The 16,173-nt window shown below is 62.1% G+C and carries 15 protein-coding genes; 8 read left to right on the top strand and 7 right to left on the bottom strand.

The features are described from left to right. Positions 1-48: 48 nt before the first annotated feature. Entirely contained in the window at positions 49-2,073 is a 2,025-nt protein-coding gene (locus C8N43_RS03585) for an ASKHA domain-containing protein (protein WP_107844294.1), read from the bottom strand. 223 nt (positions 2,074-2,296) lie between these two features. Between C8N43_RS03585 and C8N43_RS03580 the strand changes: the two genes are divergently transcribed. Next, positions 2,297-2,743, top strand: coding sequence for a hypothetical protein (locus C8N43_RS03580; protein WP_146174152.1), 447 nt, complete (start codon positions 2,297-2,299; stop codon positions 2,741-2,743). Between the two features lie 6 nt (positions 2,744-2,749). Here C8N43_RS03580 and C8N43_RS03575 read toward each other — a convergent pair whose 3' ends face one another. After that, positions 2,750-3,508, bottom strand: a complete 759-nt coding sequence (locus tag C8N43_RS03575; protein WP_158269899.1) for a helix-turn-helix domain-containing protein — start codon at positions 3,506-3,508, stop codon at positions 2,750-2,752. Positions 3,509-3,617: 109 nt separating this feature from the next. Between C8N43_RS03575 and C8N43_RS19415 the strand changes: the two genes are divergently transcribed. Then, entirely contained in the window at positions 3,618-4,037 is a 420-nt protein-coding gene (locus tag C8N43_RS19415; protein WP_146174151.1) for a hypothetical protein, read from the top strand. On the opposite strand, the gene C8N43_RS03565 is transcribed toward C8N43_RS19415, so the two are convergent. Genes C8N43_RS03565 through C8N43_RS03555 form a run of 3 tightly spaced genes read right to left on the bottom strand, consistent with a single transcriptional unit; the run spans position 4,034 to position 6,372 of the window. Next, positions 4,034-5,104 (bottom strand): methyltetrahydrofolate cobalamin methyltransferase, encoded by a 1,071-nt coding sequence (locus C8N43_RS03565; protein ID WP_107844290.1) that lies wholly within the window; start codon positions 5,102-5,104, stop codon positions 4,034-4,036. The two genes, C8N43_RS19415 and C8N43_RS03565, sit on opposite strands and share 4 nt — an antisense overlap. A gap of 15 nt (positions 5,105-5,119) precedes the next feature. Then, entirely contained in the window at positions 5,120-6,043 is a 924-nt protein-coding gene (locus C8N43_RS03560) for a methylenetetrahydrofolate reductase (RefSeq protein WP_107846224.1), read from the bottom strand. 29 nt (positions 6,044-6,072) lie between these two features. Then, entirely contained in the window at positions 6,073-6,372 is a 300-nt protein-coding gene (locus C8N43_RS03555; protein ID WP_107844289.1) for a virulence factor, read from the bottom strand. A 206-nt stretch (positions 6,373-6,578) separates the two neighbouring features. Here C8N43_RS03555 and C8N43_RS03550 point away from each other — a divergent pair, with 206 nt between their 5' ends. Both C8N43_RS03550 and C8N43_RS03545 read left to right on the top strand, forming a co-directional pair. Next, the gene (locus C8N43_RS03550; protein WP_107844288.1) at positions 6,579-7,721 is read left to right on the top strand and encodes a Ppx/GppA phosphatase family protein; all 1,143 of its coding nucleotides are present in this window, start codon (positions 6,579-6,581) and stop codon (positions 7,719-7,721) included. 72 nt (positions 7,722-7,793) lie between these two features. After that, positions 7,794-8,540, top strand: a complete 747-nt coding sequence (locus C8N43_RS03545) for an RlmE family RNA methyltransferase (RefSeq protein ID WP_107844287.1) — start codon at positions 7,794-7,796, stop codon at positions 8,538-8,540. Here the strand turns inward: C8N43_RS03545 and C8N43_RS03540 are convergent. After that, entirely contained in the window at positions 8,524-8,985 is a 462-nt protein-coding gene (locus C8N43_RS03540) for a YaiI/YqxD family protein (protein ID WP_107846223.1), read from the bottom strand. The genes C8N43_RS03545 and C8N43_RS03540 overlap by 17 nt on opposite strands. A 112-nt stretch (positions 8,986-9,097) precedes the next feature. On the opposite strand from C8N43_RS03540, the gene guaB reads away from it, so the two are divergent. From guaB to C8N43_RS03525, 3 genes are all read left to right on the top strand, one after another. Next, entirely contained in the window at positions 9,098-10,546 is a 1,449-nt protein-coding gene (guaB, locus tag C8N43_RS03535; RefSeq protein ID WP_107844286.1) for an IMP dehydrogenase, read from the top strand. Next, the gene (locus tag C8N43_RS03530) at positions 10,547-11,719 is read left to right on the top strand and encodes an RsmB/NOP family class I SAM-dependent RNA methyltransferase (protein WP_107844285.1); all 1,173 of its coding nucleotides are present in this window, start codon (positions 10,547-10,549) and stop codon (positions 11,717-11,719) included. A 265-nt stretch (positions 11,720-11,984) separates the two neighbouring features. Beyond that, the gene (locus tag C8N43_RS03525; protein ID WP_245912894.1) at positions 11,985-14,102 is read left to right on the top strand and encodes a hybrid sensor histidine kinase/response regulator; all 2,118 of its coding nucleotides are present in this window, start codon (positions 11,985-11,987) and stop codon (positions 14,100-14,102) included. Between the two features lie 4 nt (positions 14,103-14,106). Here the strand turns inward: C8N43_RS03525 and C8N43_RS03520 are convergent, their stop codons facing one another. After that, on the bottom strand, positions 14,107-14,721 hold the full coding sequence (locus C8N43_RS03520) for a sulfotransferase family 2 domain-containing protein (protein ID WP_107844283.1): 615 nt from the start codon (positions 14,719-14,721) through the stop codon (positions 14,107-14,109). A 180-nt stretch (positions 14,722-14,901) separates the two neighbouring features. Between C8N43_RS03520 and recA the strand changes: the two genes are divergently transcribed. Further along, positions 14,902-16,002: a recombinase RecA gene (gene recA, locus C8N43_RS03515; protein WP_281257871.1), complete on the top strand. Its 1,101-nt coding sequence runs from the start codon at positions 14,902-14,904 to the stop codon at positions 16,000-16,002. Positions 16,003-16,173: the final 171 nt, after the last annotated feature.

The raw sequence follows: 16,173 nt of genomic DNA, 5'->3' as shown, positions 1-16,173 counted from the left end.
GACGCTTGGGATACGACCGGGGGGCGCGTGCGTCAAGCGGGGTTTGCGCTAACCGCGCCTGCGGCGTCTGCGCCCGCCCGCCGTGTCGCCCCCGCCGCCGCCGGTGTTGAATGTCACATCCGGCAGGGAGACCACGGTGTTGAGGATCGGGAACGGCTCCACAGCGTTGGGGATGTTGGAGGCGTTGACGAAATGCTCCTGAAAGCGCGGCTCGATCGCGGTCTCGATCTTGTGGATGTTGTGCACCGTCTGCTCGATCTCGCGGCGGGCCTTGGTGTTGAGCAGCGCAATGCGCGCGCCCGTTCCGGCCGCATTGCCTGCGCTCGTGACCATGTCGAGTGGCGCGTCGGGGATCATGCCCAGCACCATTGCGTGTTTGGGCGAGATATGCGCGCCAAACGCGCCTGCGAGCACCACCCGGTCGACACTGTCCACGCCGAACTTGTCCATAAGAAGCCGCGCGCCGGAATAGAGCGCGGCCTTGGCCATCTGTATCTCGCGGATGTCGCGATTGGTCACAGTGATCGGGCGCTCGGGGTCGTCCCAGACCATGTAGCTGTAGGTGCGGCCGTCGAGGAAGCAGCGGGTCGTGCCGGTCTGCTCGGAAGAGCCGATCAGGCCGGGGCCGTCGAGCAGGCCTGCGAGGCGCATCTCGGCGACCATCTCGATGATACCGGAGCCGCAGATGCCGGTGACGCCGGTGTCGGCGATGGCGTCTGCAAAGCCGTCCTCGTCGGACCAGATGTCGGAGCCGATGACACGGAAGCGGGGCTCTTTGGTCATCGGGTCGATCTCGACCCGCTCGATGGCCCCGGGGGCGGCCCGCTGGCCGGAGCTGATCTGCGCGCCCTCGAACGCGGGGCCGGTGGGCGACGAACAGGCGAGCACTTTTTCGCGATTGCCCAGCAGGATCTCGGCGTTGGTGCCGACATCGACAACGAGGACAAGGTCTTCGGACTTACCCGGCGCCTCTGACAGGGCGACGGCGGCGGCGTCGGCCCCCACGTGGCCCGCGATGCAGGGCAGCAGATAGACGCGGGCGGCGGGGTGCAGCGCTAGTCCAAGCTCGGCTGCGCGCAGGTTCAGCGCCTCTGACGTGGCGAGCGCGAAGGGGGCCTGACCCAGCTCGAACGGGTCGATGCCGAGGAACAGATGGTGCATCACCGGGTTGCAGACGAAGACCGCGTCCATGATCAGGTCTTGGGTGATCCCGGCCTCTTCGGCGATCTGGGCGAACAGCTCGTTCATCCCGTCGCGCACGGCGGCGGTCATCTCGTCCGCGCCGCCGGGGTTCATCATTGAATAGCTGACCCGGCTCATCAGGTCCTCGCCGAAGCGGATTTGCGGGTTCATGATGCCGGACGAGGCGACGACCTCTCCCGTAGCGAGGTCGCATAGGTGGCCTGCGATGGTGGTCGAGCCCAGATCGACGGCAAGGCCGAAGATCGAGCCCTCGTAGAAACCCGGCCAAATCTGCATGATGCGCCTGTCTTCGAGATGCACCGCGCAGGTGACCTTCCATTCGCCCTTGCGCAGGATCGGCTGGAGTGTTTTCAGAAGGTCCAGATCGGCGAAAAGCTCTGGCAGGTCCCATTCGGTGCGCAAGGCGCGGACCAGCCGTTCCAGATCGCCGGAGGGTTCGTGCATGTCGGGCTGCTCGACCTCGACATAGAAGAGCTTGGTCGAAGGATTGAGCGTGATATCGCGCGCCTCGACCCGTTTGCGAACCACCTGTTTATGGACCTGGCTGGTCTCTGGCACATCGATGACGATGTCGCCCTGCACCTGCGCCTGACAGCCCAAACGCCGTCCCGTCTTGAGCCCGCGTTTGTCGTCATAGCGCTGCTCGACGCTGTTCCAGTCTGAAAGGGCATCTTTCGCGACCGTCACGCCGTGCTTGGGGAATTCGCCATAGGACGGCGTGATCTGGCATTTCGAACAGATGCCGCGCCCGCCACAGACGCTGTCGAGATCGACGCCCAACTGGCGCGCCGCCGTCAGCACAGGCGTTCCAACAGGGAAATGGCCCCGTTTGCCTGAGGGTGTGAAGATCACAAGAGGGTCGTTCGACATCGGCGTTTCCGTCCAAAATTCACCTGCAAGGTAGGCGAACGGACAGGGGGCGCAATGGCTGTCTGCGACCTGATCTTGCAGGAATGCGCATGTAATTTATGAGCGAAGCCGAATTTGGGCGCGCAGGCTGGAGTTTCGAGGTCCATATGGGTAGCGTCGGCCCATGGTGCTCAAACCAATATGCTTGGCTGCGATGGGCGTGCTTGTCGCGTCAGGTGCGGCCATGGCCGATGGTGAGGCTCGATTTGGGGGCTACAGGGAGGAGCCGAGTTGCGGCGACACGGGGCCGGTGACCGAGGCGGAGAAACGCGCGTTCCTGTGGACTGGCGGCGACTATCTTGGCTTCTTTCTGCGCGAGGGCGAACCGGCGGTGCTGCGCTTTTCCATCGCATTTCCGGGGGCGTTCCTGGGGGATAAATTTCCCGAGGACCTGTGTGGCGGGACGGTCGTTTTGCAGGTCGCCGACGGGCCGCCGATCCGCGGGTTGCTGGAATATGTTCCTCCGGACAATAGCGCAGAACACCGGCCTTACCCGTATCGCGTTTATCTCGAAACCCAGCCTGCGCAGATGCTTTTGTTCAGCCGGGCCTTTGACACGGTCTGGGGAACGGTGGAGTTGCCGGACGGTGTGACTTTCTTCACCGGCGCAAGCGATTATCGTTGGGAATAGAGCGGCCTAGAGCGCGCGCAGCAGCGTCTCGGCGTCCGGGTCGGCGGGGAACATCAGCTCGATCTTCAAATCGCTGATCGCCAGATCCTCTGCCCCGCCGAATTGCACGAAAGTCGAAAACAGCGGCAGGCGCAATGGGCCGGAGCGATAGATCGTCGTGATGATCGGGGGGAGGATCGCGGGCGGCTGGTAGGCCGCGATGTCGGGGTCACGGACCAGCGCCTCCGCCGCCTGATCGAGTGCCAGAATACCGCCAGCGGCGCGGCTTTCGGTGCGCAGGCGCTGCAGCATGTGGTGGCCGACCTCGCCCCAGTTTTCGATCATCTGGGCCGCTGTTCCGGGAGTCTTTGCCGCGTCCAGAAGGCTGGCGCCCGGGCCGAGACCCGCCATGGCGAAAAGCTTTGACGCGCTCTGGTTCATTTGCACAAGCGTCCAAAGCGGGTCGAGCACCACGGCAGGGAACGGGTCGTGGCGCGACAGAAGCGCGGACATCGCGCCCGAGACCATCTGCATATGATCGTCGCTCAGCGCCGAGCGTTGGTGTTGCGGAGCAAAGCCTGCCGCATCGAACAGCTCGTTGCGGCGGGCGTTCGGCACATCGAGAATGTCGCTGAGGTGCCGTATCATCGCGCGGCTGGGCTGTGCGCGACCGGTCTCAAGAAATGAGATATGCCGTGACGAAACATCGGCCTCGAGCGCGAGCTGCAACTGGCTGAGACGGCGTGCCTTGCGCCAGAATTGCAGGTGGGGTCCGAACTTGGTCATGGGCGTAGGATAGCGCCCGCGGGAAGGCAGCGCACCTACCTGTGAGGTAATTGTTTCAGGGCGGCGTGGCGGGTCAAGACGGGTGCAATCTGACCCGAAAGGACATCCCATGACACTCGAAACACAGTCTCGAAACATCCGCATCGTCGCGGGCATCACGATCTTTTTTGGCCTGCTGACGGCGCTGTCCGCCTATCCGGCCTTCAACGCCATCTATGTCATCTTCGCCGATCTGGTGATTTGGCCTGCCGATGATTTCCACCGCCCCTTATCGGCGGAGACGCGACTGACGCAGGCGATCATGGGCGGCATCTTCACAGGGTTCGGGGTGATGTGGTGGGTCGCGTCCGGTGCGCTGTTGCGCGCGGCCCCGGAGGCCACGCGCAAGATGCTTTTTGCGGGCGCGGTCACGTGGTTCGTGACCGACAGCGCGGGATCCGTCCTGGTGGGTGCGGCGGCGAATGTGCCGCCGAACATCGCGTTTTTCCTGCTGTTTCTCTGGGCGCTGCGCGCACCGAAAGAGGCTTAAGCCCGGCGGCGCCTACGGCCACCAGCGCGGCCACCTTGCGGGGCCGCGTCAGGGTCCTTGTTGAAGTTGATCCACGCCGCGCCGCCTTCATCCTGGTTCATCAGGAAGTTGGCGGCCCGGATCGCCTCCATCTCTTTGCCCGCGCGGGGCTTGGTGGAGCCGAGGCCGGTGAGTTTGGCCAGCAGCTCCGGGTCGATGTCGTCGGGCACGATAATGCCCGCCGCGGCCAGTGCTTCGCGCTTCTCATCCAGCTTCTTGGGCCCGACGGGCAAGGCCACAGGGTTCATGATCGCGGACGTCATGCCCGCGCCATAGGCCATGGGCAGGAAGGCGTTGTTGATCCCGTGGCGGTTGGGCAGCCCGAAGGAGATGTTTGATGCGCCGCAGGTGGTGTTCACGCCCAGCTCTTCGCGCAGGCGGCGCACGAGGGTGAAGACCTGCAGGCCCGCGGTGCCCATGGCGCCCACCGGCATGACCAGCGGGTCGACCACAATGTCATGGGCGGGGATGCCGAAATCTGCGGCGCGCTCGACGATCTTCTTGGCGACGGCGAAGCGGACTTCCGGGTCTTCCGAGATGCCGGTGTCGTCGTTGGAGATCGCCACGACCGGCACATTGTATTTCTTGACCAGCGGCAGGACGAGTTCCAGACGCTCTTCCTCGCCGGTGACAGAGTTCAGCAGCGGGCGGCCTTCGGCGGCGGCAAGGCCGTTTTCGAGCGCGCCAGGGACCGAGCTGTCGATGCAGAGCGGCACGTCGACCTTGGCTTGCACGACCTCGACCAGTTGGCGCATCAGTGTCGGCTCGACGAAGTTGTTGTCGGCGTAACGGGGGTCTTCGGCCATCTTGCCGGAAAAGACCGCGCCGGAGTTGATGTCGAGCACGGTTGCACCAGCCTCGACCTGCGCCACCGCATCGCTTTCGACGCGGGAAAAATCGCCGCGCTCCAGCTCTTCGTTCAGGACCTTGCGACCCGTCGGGTTGATCCGCTCGCCGATGACGCAGAACGGCTCATCAAAGCCGATCACGACTGTTTTTGTCTTCGATTCCAGGACAGTGCGGGTCATTCTTTATGTGTCTTTCTACTGCTGCGCGGCAGGAACGGCGGAGGAGCCACCGTTCTCGATCGCCCAATTGGCGTTGGTTTTGATCCCGCCGAGCGGGAAGAAATGCACGGCCTCGATGTTGAAATCGGGGTTGGCGGCCTTGTGGGCGGCAAGCTGGCTCAGCACCTCTGTCGGCTCGTAGGGCAGCAGCAGCTTGGTGACGTCCATGGCGCGCTTTTGCAGCACTTTCAGGGACGGACCGACACCGCAAGCGATGGCGAATTTGATCAGCGTTTGCAGCTTGGCAGGACCCGCGATGCCGATATGGACGGGCAGATCAATGCCCGCGGCCTTGATTGAGTTGGCCCATTCGATGATCGGACCCGCCTCGAACGCGAACTGCGTGGCCAGCGCCATCTTGGCATCGGTCGTCTCGGAGAATTCCTGTTTCCAGGCAAGAGCTTCAGAGACGTTTATCATCCCGCCATCGGGGTCGATGTCGCGGTTGCCTTCGGGGTGACCCGCGACGTGCAGACGCTCGAAATCGCCGAAAAGCCCGGTCTCGAGAAGCTGCATGGAGCTGTCAAACTCGCCATGGGGCTCGGCAACGCCACCGGCAAGCAGCAGCGCTTGCTTCACATCCGCCTCGCCCTGATAGCGCGCGATCCAATCGGCCAGCGTCGCGCGGTCGCGGATGATGCGGGCCGGGAAATGCGGCATCACCTTGTAGCCATCGCGGGCAAGACGCGCGGCGGTGGCGACCATGTCCTCGATCGGGGTGCCTTCGATATGGGCCACGTAGACGCGTGTGCCTTCGGGCAGCAGGGCGCGAAAATCTTCGACCTTCTCGGCGGTGCGCGGCATCACCTCGATGGAAAAATCTTTCAGGAACGCCTCCATCTCTGGGCTGGGGGTCGTCGTCTCCGGCGCGGCGGTCCGTTTGAAGTTCAACAAGGCCATCAGCCCCTCCTTGATGTCGCGAAGCCCGCTCAAGCGGCGTGGCCGTCATTGGCGATCAGTGCTTTGATCTTGTCCCCGTCGTATTCGGCCTCCAGCCGGGCCGCTTCGGCTTTTGCGACCTCTTGAGCGTCGCCTTCGACCTCGTAGGGCTCCGCCTTACGCCAGTCGGCGAGGTAGGCGTCCGCGTCCTTTGCACCGACCTTCATGGCGGCGCGGTCGATGGCCTGCTCGAACCGCTCTTCAAGCTGCACCTTATGGCCGCGACGGCCCTTGCCGACGATGACTTGAGCGGGGATGTCGCGCCAATAGACGATGGTGACGGCGGGCATGATCGATTCCTTGTCTTGTGGTGCAGTGACCATAGGGCCGGGGGGCACGATATGGTGTGCGTTTTCGACATTAGAAGGGTGCTGCGCGACCCTCCAGCCCCGGATGGCTCATGGTTTTTATGAAAGAGCCGAGATCACAACGCTTGCGTTGAAGGGGCGGGCGCGCCTAGGCTGTGGACAACCTTGTATTCTGGAGGCCCTGCGCCATGGCGAAGCAACCGCCACACCGCGCGGGCCCGTTCGTCAAGCCGGCGCTCGTGCCGGCCACGCGGCCCGCGACCCCGCCCTCCGTGGCGGCCAAACCCGATCCAGCTGACCTGTATGCGGCGCTCGATCTTGGCACGAACTCGTGCCGGATGCTGATTGCGCAGCCAAAAGGCAGCCAGTTCCACGTCGTCGACAGTTTCTCGAAATCCGTGCAGCTTGGCGCAGGGCTGGAGAGCACGGGCAAGCTGTCGCGCTCGTCCATGGCGCGCACGGTGGGCGCGCTGAAAATCTGCCAGAAGAAGCTGCGCCACCACGAAGTGAAGCGCATGCGGCTTGTGGCGACCGAGGCCTGCCGCCGTGCAAGCAATGCAGGCGAGTTCATCAAGTTGGTGACCCGCGAGACGGGGCTGGAGCTGGAGATCATCGAGCCAGAGGAAGAGGCGCGCCTTGCCGTCATCTCCTGCGCGCCGCTCGTGTCGGTCAAGACCGAGCAGTTGCTGGTCGTGGATATCGGCGGCGGCTCGACCGAGCTTGTCTGGATTGATCTCGAACGGGTGCCCGCCGTGGACCGGCCACGCGCGATCATGCGCCTGCATTCGGGCTTTGATGCGAAAGACAGCGGTTTTCCTGCGGCCAAGGTCGTGGATTGGATTTCCGTGCCTTTGGGCGTCGCAACCCTGCGCGACCAGTTCAACGATGTCGATGATGACGGCGCGCGGTTCGCGTTGATGTCCTGGTTCTTCGAGGAGAATCTGGCGGAGTTCACGCCCTATATCGACGCCGATCAGGTGCGCGCGGGCTTCCAGATCGTCGGCACCTCCGGCACCGTGACCACCGTTGCCGCGTCCCATCTGGGCCTGAAGCGCTATGATCGCAACAAGGTGGACGGGTTGCGGATGACCTCGGATCAGATCGACCATGTCATTCAGGGCTACCTGCATATGGGGCCGGAGGGGCGCAGGACCGATCCGCGTATCGGCAAGGATCGCCACGCGCTGATCATGTCGGGGGCCGCGATCCTGCAGGCGCTGTTGCGGGTCTGGCCCACGGACCGCCTGTCCGTGGCGGACCGCGGCCTGCGCGAAGGGCTGCTTTACGCACAGATGTCGAGCGACGGCGTGCTCGAAGAGGGACCCTACTGAGGCTGGCCTTCCGCATGGGGCTGGCGTAGGAGCCTTCGGCGAGAGTATTTTTGCCAAAACGAAGACGAGAGTATGGCCAGATCACCGACAGGACCCAAAGGCGGCAAGGGCAAGGGGGGCAACACCTCCGGGCGCGGTCAGCGCGACCTGAAGGTGAAGGTCAAATCCGCGCGTGGCCGCAAGATGTCGTCGACGCTTTGGTTGCAGCGGCAATTGAACGATCCGTATGTGAAACGCGCGCAGGCCGAGGGCATGCGCGGGCGTGCGGCCTACAAGATATCCGAGATCGACGATAAGTACCGCTTTCTGCTGCCCGGCGCGCGGGTGGTCGACCTAGGCTGTGCGCCCGGTGGCTGGTGCCAGGTGGCCGCGAAACGCGTCAACGCCTTGGGCGAGCGCACGGGAAAGGCGCAAGGCTCCGTGCTGGGTATTGATCTGCAAGAGGTCGAGCCGATCCCCGGCGTCGAGCTGCATGTGCTGGACTTCCTGGAAGATGACGCGGATGAGCGCGTGAAGGAATGGCTGGGCGGCACCGCGGACGTGGTCATGAGCGACATGGCTGCGGCAAGCTCTGGTCACAAGCAAACCGACCATTTGCGCATCATCGCGCTGTGCGAGGCGGCGGCGTATTTCGCGTTTGATGTGCTGGATGAAGGGGGTGTGTTTGTCGCCAAAGTGCTGGCCGGCGGTGCGGAGGGCGATCTTCAGAAACTGCTCAAGCAACGCTTCAAGAAGGTATTCAACTTCAAGCCGGGGGCCAGCCGGTCCGACAGCTCGGAGAAGTTTGTGGTGGCGACTGGCTTCAAGGGGCGGGAGTAGCGCGGATCAGCCGCTGCAGCTCGCGGTCGAGCGCGTTCAGGAACTGCGAGCGGTCCTTGTTTGAAAATGGCGGCGGACCGGAGGTCTGCTCGAGCCCCGCGCGCAGGTCGGCCATGATCGCCCGCGTCGCGATGGCCCCGCCGATGTTGGACGTGTTAAACGGCTTGCCCGTGGGCGCCAAGACCGTCGCGCCCGCCTCGATACAGCGACCTGCCAGCAAGATGTCAGCGGTGATGACGAGCGAAGCCGCATCCGCTTGCTCCGCAATCCAGTCATCGGCCGCGTCGAACCCGTCTGACACCATCTGCATCGAGATCAGCGGATGCTTCGGCGTGCGCAGGTAGCTGTTTGCGACCAGAGACACGGGCACCTTCAGGCGGTAGGCAACCTTGTAGATCTCTTCCTTCACCGGGCAGGCATCGGCGTCGACCAGGATTCTGGGCATATCTTGTGCTCCATCTTGCTGCGGGGCGGTTTGGCACAAAATCTGCCCTTTCGCACGGGCGAAATCCGTGAAATAGGAAACTGCCAAACGAGCCCTCCCAAGGAGACACCCCATGGAGATTCGCGAGGCCCTCACCTTTGATGATGTGTTGCTGGTGCCCGGCGCGTCCAGCGTGCTGCCGTCCACGGCGGACACCCGGACCCAGGTCACCAAATCGGTGGCGATGAACATCCCGCTCTTGAGCTCGGCGATGGATACTGTGACCGAGGCGCGCATGGCGATTGCGATGGCGCAGGCGGGCGGCATCGGCGTGGTCCACCGCAACCTGTCAGTCGACGAGCAATCCAAGGAAGTGCGCCGCGTGAAGCGCTTCGAGAGCGGGATCGTCTACAACCCGATCACCCTGACGCCGGAGCAGACTCTGGCCGACGCGAAGGCTTTGCAGGAGCGCTACAAGATCTCCGGCTTCCCGGTGATCGACCCGGACGGCAAGGTTCTGGGCATCGTAACCAACCGCGACATGCGCTTTGCCAGCGATGATGCGACGCCCGTCAAGGCGATGATGACGAACGAAAACCTCGCCATGCTGCGCGAGCCGGCTGATCTGGCCGAAGCCAAGTCGTTGATGCATGCCCGCCGGATCGAAAAGCTGCTGGTCGTTGATGGCAAGGGCAAGCTGACCGGGCTTCTGACGATCAAGGATATCGAGCAGGCCGTGCTGAACCCGCAGGCCTGCAAGGACGAGCTGGGCCGTCTGCGCTGCGCTGCTGCGACCACCGTCGGCGACGCCGGGTTTGAGCGGTCCGAGGCGCTGATTGATGCCGGCGTCGACCTGATTGTGATCGATACGGCCCATGGTCATTCCGAGGGTGTGGGCCTTGCCGTGGAGCGCGTGAAGAAGCTGTCCAACAAGGTGCAAGTCATCGCGGGAAATGTAGCGACCGCAGATGCGACCCGCGCGCTGATCGGTTCTGGTGCGGATGCGGTGAAAGTCGGGATCGGGCCGGGCTCGATCTGCACGACGCGCATGGTTGCGGGCGTGGGTGTGCCGCAGCTGACGGCCATCATGGATTGCGCCAGCGGCGCCGGGGATATCCCGGTGATTGCCGATGGCGGCATCAAGTTCTCGGGCGATTTCGCCAAGGCCATTGCCGCTGGCGCGTCCTGCGCGATGGTCGGCTCGATGATTGCGGGCACGGATGAAAGCCCCGGAGAAGTCATTTTGTATCAAGGCCGTAGCTTCAAAAGTTACCGTGGTATGGGCTCGCTTGGCGCAATGGCGCGCGGCTCGGCGGACCGGTATTTCCAGAAAGACGCGGCCTCCGACAAGCTGGTGCCCGAGGGGATTGAGGGCCAGGTGCCCTACAAAGGGTCCGCCAGCGCGGTCGTGCACCAGCTGGTCGGCGGCCTGCGCGCGGCGATGGGCTACACGGGATCTGCCACAATCAAGGACATGCATGAGCGGGCGAATTTCGTGCGCATCACCGGCGCGGGGCTGAAGGAAAGCCATGTGCATGACGTGCAGATCACCCGCGAAAGCCCGAACTACCGGGTTGGCTAGGTGACCCCCGGCGCGCGGGCGGCGGCGGCGATCGAGATCCTCGATCTGCATCTGGGCGGCCAACCTTTGGAAAAGGCGCTGACCAACTGGGCAAGGCGCTCGCGTTTTGCGGGCTCCAAGGATCGTGCCGCCATCCGCGACATCGTGTTTGACCGTATCCGCAGTCGCGCATCGTGTGCGCTGAGGGGCGGCGGACTTACAGGGCGGGGATTGGTGCTTGGTGGCTTCGATCTGGAGATGGCCCAACAGATGTTTACGGGCGAAGGCCACGCCCCCAGCCCACTGAGTGCCGAAGAGACCGCTCGGATTGATGCACCATCGAGTCTTCCGCCGGAGGTCACGGCGAATTTACCCCCTTGGCTTCTTGCGCATTTCGAGGCGGCATTTGGTGATGACATGATGCCCGTTTGCGCCGCCTTGACAGAGCGTGCGAAGGTTTTTGTGCGGGTGAATCTCAGGAAAGGCGATGTAGAGCATGCGCAGTCTGCTCTGGCAGAGGACGGCATCCGCGCAGTGGCGCATCCGCTCTGTGACAGCGCTTTGGAACTCACTGAGAACCCTCGCAAACTTGCTGGCAGCCGCGCATATCTCGATGGGCTGGTCGAGCTGCAGGATGTGGCCTCTCAAGCTGTTTGCGCGGGGCTTCCTGACGCGCAGACCATGCTTGATTATTGCGCAGGCGGCGGCGGCAAGGTTCTGGCCTACGGCGCGCGGCACGACGCACGGCTCTTTGCGCATGACGGCAATCCGAGACGGCTGAAGGATCTACCCGAGCGCGCGGCAAGGGCAGGGGTCGCGGTCGAGCGTCTTGATGACGTGCAATGTACGCGAAAAGCGCCTTTCGATCTGGTGCTGTGCGACGTGCCTTGCAGTGGAAGTGGTGCTTGGCGCAGGCAGCCCGAGGGAAAGTGGCGTCTCACGCCTGAGGCACTGGAACAACTTTTGGCGCTGCAGCGCGAGATTCTCGACCGCGCGGTCTCCCTTGTCAGGCCCGAGGGGACGTTGGCTTATGCCACCTGTTCGGTCCTTCGTAGCGAGAACGAGGACCAGATCGCGCAATTTCTCGACCATAATCCCGAATGGGCCCAGTCGTGTTCCCGGCGATATTCGCCGCTTGAGGGCGGGGACGGCTTCTATGTCGCGCACTTGACGCGGCGCGGCTCGGCCTCTTAGCGTTAACTCTGTTATGTTAATTGCCAGTTAACGCTTTTGCGTCACAACGGTCGCGAGCGATTCCGTATTCGAGGTGAGGGACGTGACCTATGTCGCGCAGGAAGATGCAATCTGATCTGGCCCTCATACCAACTGGGGCCCTGCTGCCGCCGAAGTGGTTGCGCTTTGCGGTATGGCTTTCGGGCGTGCCGCGAACACTTGCTCTGACCTGGTCAAAACAGCGCGTGGTGGGCTTGTTTTGATCGGTAAATTCATCTCGAGACTGATGCGCCGTGGCGCGAACTCGACGCTTGATGCGGCGAGCGAGAACCTGTTTGCCTTCGATCCGCGCGCGATGCTGATCGTCGACACGGCAGGGGCCGTCAAAAGCAGCAACGTGGCTGCGCGCAAACTGCTTGACGGAAATATCGGCGACCCGCTGGACAAGATGCTGGGCAAGCTGATGTCGAATGCCAGCGCGATTGTTTTTCGCCTGCAAGCCAAGGCGTCGCGCACCGATATGGCCCATGAGGACGTCATCACCCGGCTGGGGCGCTTCAGATTGACGGCCCACCGGGTCGCAGGCGGTGAAGATCTGGTCTGGTCGATCGAGGATTTATCCGACCACGGAACGGCGCGCCACAGCGCCGAACGCCTGTCGCTGCCGATGTTCACCATCGGCGGGTCGGGTGCCGTTTTGTTCATGAACGAAGCGATGCGCAAACTGGTGGGCGGGCGTGCCAAGAACCTCGGTGCCTTGTTCGCAGAACCGCCGAGGAAGTCCGGCGAGCGGGCAACGCTGTCGGGCGAAAAGGGCCCAATGGAGGTGATGGCCGTGATCGTTCCGGGCAAATTGGGCCGGACCGAGTACTTTCTGGCGCCAGTGACCGAGGATGAAAGCTCCGTCCAACCGATTGGAAGCCTTGAAGATTTTCCCGTGGCATTGATCGAGCTTGATCCCGAAGGCCGCATCATCGAAGCCAATCGCCTGGCCGGGTCCCTGTTGGAGCTTGGCGATGACAACACGCAACTCCTGTCCGACGTGGTCGAGGGGCTGGGTCGTCCGCTGGCCGATTGGCTGTCGGACGCGTCTGAAGGCAAGGGCCTGCACCGCCCCGAAGTCCTAAAATCCCGAAGCGGTCCGGACGAGATGTATGTGCAAGTGACCCTTGGCCGGATCATCAACGACGGAGACGTGTCTCTTATCGCCTTGATCAATGACGCGACCGAGTTGAAATCCCTCGAGGCGCAATTTGTCCAAAGCCAGAAAATGCAGGCAATCGGCCAACTTGCGGGCGGCGTGGCCCATGATTTCAACAACTTGCTCACGGCAATCTCGGGTCACTGCGACCTGCTGATGCTGCGCCACGATCCGGGCGATCCGGATTTTGCCGATCTCGAACAGATCAACCAGAATGCCAACCGGGCGGCGTCCCTCGTGGGTCAGCTCCTGGCGTTCTCGCGCAAGCAGAACCTGCAGCTCGAAGTTCTCGACATGAGAGACACGCTGTCGGACCTGACACACCTGCTGAACCGATTGGTGGGCGCGCAGATCAATCTGCGCCTGACCCATGACCCGAATCTGATGTCGGTGCGGGCCGATCGACGTCAGCTTGAGCAAGTGTTGATGAACCTCGTCGTCAACGCGCGCGACGCACTGGGCGGAAGTGGTGAAATTGCTATTGAGACGCGCAACCTCAAGCTGACTAGTGAATTGAAACGAGACCGCGCCGCGGTGCCCGCGGGCGATTATGTCGTGGTGAAGGTGACCGATGACGGCTGTGGTATTTCGTCCGAGAAATTGCCGAAAATCTTCGAGCCATTCTATACGACGAAAAAGACCGGGGATGGCACCGGATTGGGGTTGTCGACCGCGTACGGCATCATCAAACAGTCCGGCGGGTTCATTTTTGCAGACAGCGAGCTTGGCAAGGGAACCGTCTTCACGATTTATTTTCCGACCTTCGACAAGCCGGTCGAGCCTCCGAAAGAGGCGAAGGCGCCCGTCACGCAGCTCGACACACGTCCGGCCGCTGGAATGGTTCTGCTGGTCGAAGATGAAGCGCCGGTCCGTGCCTTCGCCAGCCGCGCTTTGAAATATCGCGGCTTCCAGGTGATGGAGGCGGACTGCGCAGAAGCGGCCCTCGCATTGTTGGAGGACAAGGACCTTGATTTCGATATTGTGCTGACCGATGTCATCATGCCTGGAATGGACGGCCCGACATGGGTGAAACAAGCCAGAGAAGACAGGCCTGATATGCGCGTGGTATTCATGTCGGGCTACGCGGATGGAAGCACCTTGGAGGAACAGATAAGTGTTCCCAATTCCGTGTTCCTCGCCAAACCGTTCTCGCTCGATGAGCTGACCTCGACAGTTCGGCGGCATCTGATGGCGGCCGCGTGACCGACTAGGTCACGGAAAGGGGGCCGTCCTTCAAAGCCTCGTAAATCTCAAAATCCTGAGCACAGGTTTTCTCCAGCCGGGATCGCAAGCCCTTCGATAATGAAAGAGGCGCCCGTGGCGACGTGTTGACCTTGTCGAACTCGATGGGGCGGTTGAGGCGCGTGGCCAGAAACGCCCGTATCGTCTCGAAATCCGTGTAGGCGAAGACGTGATTTATCAGCAATGCGCCGGATTGATCCGTCAAGAATCGCGCCTGGGAGCCGATATCGGCGAATGCGGGCCGGGTGTCTTGCAGGTAAGCCTCGACGAATTCATCGAAGCTCACGTCGCGTGTGCTGTTCGGATGACCATCCAGCGCCGGACGCCTACGGTAGCGATACCAGCTTCCCAACCAATCCAGCGGCTCGCGCATGACAGCCATTGTTTCGAGCGGTGAAAGGGTCTTTCGCTCAAAGAGTCCGCGAAATTTTCGTTCAAAACCAAGTGCATTGGTGTGCTTCATTCCCGGTGGGTCGCGAAACACGGCGGATGCGTGACGCCCCAACGCGCGCTCGATCGCCGAGGTCCCCGTCTTGGGAACCGCGAGGTAGACCAAACGCTCTTTGAAGAAAATCATCATGTCTCAATCGCTGGGACATTTTCTTGGTTCTGTAAACCAGCTTTTAACATCTGACCGTGAGACTGCCGATACGATTTTACTTGTAATGTTCTCTTTTTGATCTCATACGTATGAGAACAAGAGGCGAACAGAAGCAGTCATTGCCGCGCAAATGGCGGTGTGAAATAAGGGATGGAATCCATGGCAACAGCAGAACTCCTTAAAATGAACTCCAAAGACGACGCGAACAAAAAGAAGGCGCTGGAATCGGCGCTCGCGCAGATCGAACGTCAGTTCGGCAAGGGCTCGATCATGAAGATGGGTGGCGAGAACGCGATCCAGGAAATCGAGTCGACGTCGACCGGGTCTTTGGGGCTGGATATTGCCTTGGGCATTGGTGGTTTGCCGAAGGGCCGGATTGTCGAAATCTACGGCCCTGAATCGTCCGGCAAGACCACTCTGACGCTGCATTGCGTGGCGGAAGAGCAGAAGAAAGGCGGCGTTTGCGCCTTCGTGGATGCCGAGCACGCGCTTGATCCGCAATATGCGCGCAAGCTGGGCGTTGATCTGGACGAATTGCTGATTTCGCAGCCCGATACCGGCGAGCAGGCCTTGGAGATTGTGGACACGCTTGTCCGTTCGGGCGCGGTAAACATGGTGGTCGTCGACTCGGTCGCTGCCTTGACGCCAAAATCCGAATTGGAAGGCGACATGGGTGACAGCTCTGTGGGCGTGCATGCGCGTCTGATGAGCCAGGCGATGCGTAAGCTGACCAGCTCGATCTCGCGGTCGAACTGCATGGTTATATTCATCAACCAGATTCGGATGAAAATCGGCGTTATGTTCGGCAGCCCCGAGACGACAACTGGAGGCAATGCGCTGAAATTCTACTCGTCGGTCCGCCTCGACATTCGCCGGATCGGCGCGCTGAAAGACCGCGACGAGGTGGTTGGCAACGCAACCCGCGTCAAGGTCGTCAAGAACAAGGTGGCTCCGCCGTTCAAGCAGGTCGAGTTCGACATCATGTATGGCGAAGGCATCTCGAAGATGGGCGAGCTTTTGGACCTTGGTGTCAAGGCCGGCGTCGTGGACAAGTCCGGCGCGTGGTTCAGCTATGGTGACGAGCGGATCGGGCAGGGGCGTGAGAACGCGAAACTTTTCCTGAAGGAAAACAGCCGCATCGCGCTTGATATCGAAGACAAGATCCGTGCGGCACACGGGTTGGAGTTTGATCTGCCCCCAGAAGAGGTCGCAGCGGTCAAGGCTGAAGATGACAAGTTGATCGAAGGCGATCTGGACTAGAAGGTCGGAGACGCGCACTTAAGAAAGCGCCCTTGGCTTAAACGCCTTGAGAATACTCGGGACAGGGCGGCCTTCGGGTCGTCCTTTCTCGTTTTGAACGCTGCCGTGCGCGGGGGCGCTTTACCTGCACGGCGTGGCGAGATATCTGCAAGGCTCTAGCAGCAAAGAAAT

The organism is Litoreibacter ponti (assembly GCF_003054285.1).
GTDB classification, from domain to species: domain Bacteria; phylum Pseudomonadota; class Alphaproteobacteria; order Rhodobacterales; family Rhodobacteraceae; genus Litoreibacter; species Litoreibacter ponti.
The sequence above is the reverse complement of the archived record's forward strand: the minus strand, read 5'-3'. Positions and strand labels throughout refer to the sequence as shown.

What these genes read in the sequence shown, in the direction of transcription:
- C8N43_RS03585 (WP_107844294.1), bottom strand. Translation starts at nt 2,073, where the DNA reads ATGTCGAACGACCCTCTTGTGATCTTCACACCCTCAGGCAAACGGGGC.
- C8N43_RS03580 (WP_146174152.1), top strand. Translation starts at nt 2,297, where the DNA reads ATGGCCGATGGTGAGGCTCGATTTGGGGGCTACAGGGAGGAGCCGAGT.
- C8N43_RS03575 (WP_158269899.1), bottom strand. Translation starts at nt 3,508, where the DNA reads ATGACCAAGTTCGGACCCCACCTGCAATTCTGGCGCAAGGCACGCCGT.
- C8N43_RS19415 (WP_146174151.1), top strand. Translation starts at nt 3,618, where the DNA reads ATGACACTCGAAACACAGTCTCGAAACATCCGCATCGTCGCGGGCATC.
- C8N43_RS03565 (WP_107844290.1), bottom strand. Translation starts at nt 5,104, where the DNA reads ATGACCCGCACTGTCCTGGAATCGAAGACAAAAACAGTCGTGATCGGC.
- C8N43_RS03560 (WP_107846224.1), bottom strand. Translation starts at nt 6,043, where the DNA reads ATGGCCTTGTTGAACTTCAAACGGACCGCCGCGCCGGAGACGACGACC.
- C8N43_RS03555 (WP_107844289.1), bottom strand. Translation starts at nt 6,372, where the DNA reads ATGCCCGCCGTCACCATCGTCTATTGGCGCGACATCCCCGCTCAAGTC.
- C8N43_RS03550 (WP_107844288.1), top strand. Translation starts at nt 6,579, where the DNA reads ATGGCGAAGCAACCGCCACACCGCGCGGGCCCGTTCGTCAAGCCGGCG.
- C8N43_RS03545 (WP_107844287.1), top strand. Translation starts at nt 7,794, where the DNA reads ATGGCCAGATCACCGACAGGACCCAAAGGCGGCAAGGGCAAGGGGGGC.
- C8N43_RS03540 (WP_107846223.1), bottom strand. Translation starts at nt 8,985, where the DNA reads ATGCCCAGAATCCTGGTCGACGCCGATGCCTGCCCGGTGAAGGAAGAG.
- guaB (WP_107844286.1), top strand. Translation starts at nt 9,098, where the DNA reads ATGGAGATTCGCGAGGCCCTCACCTTTGATGATGTGTTGCTGGTGCCC.
- C8N43_RS03525 (WP_245912894.1), top strand. Translation starts at nt 11,985, where the DNA reads ATGCGCCGTGGCGCGAACTCGACGCTTGATGCGGCGAGCGAGAACCTG.
- C8N43_RS03520 (WP_107844283.1), bottom strand. Translation starts at nt 14,721, where the DNA reads ATGATGATTTTCTTCAAAGAGCGTTTGGTCTACCTCGCGGTTCCCAAG.
- recA (WP_281257871.1), top strand. Translation starts at nt 14,902, where the DNA reads ATGGCAACAGCAGAACTCCTTAAAATGAACTCCAAAGACGACGCGAAC.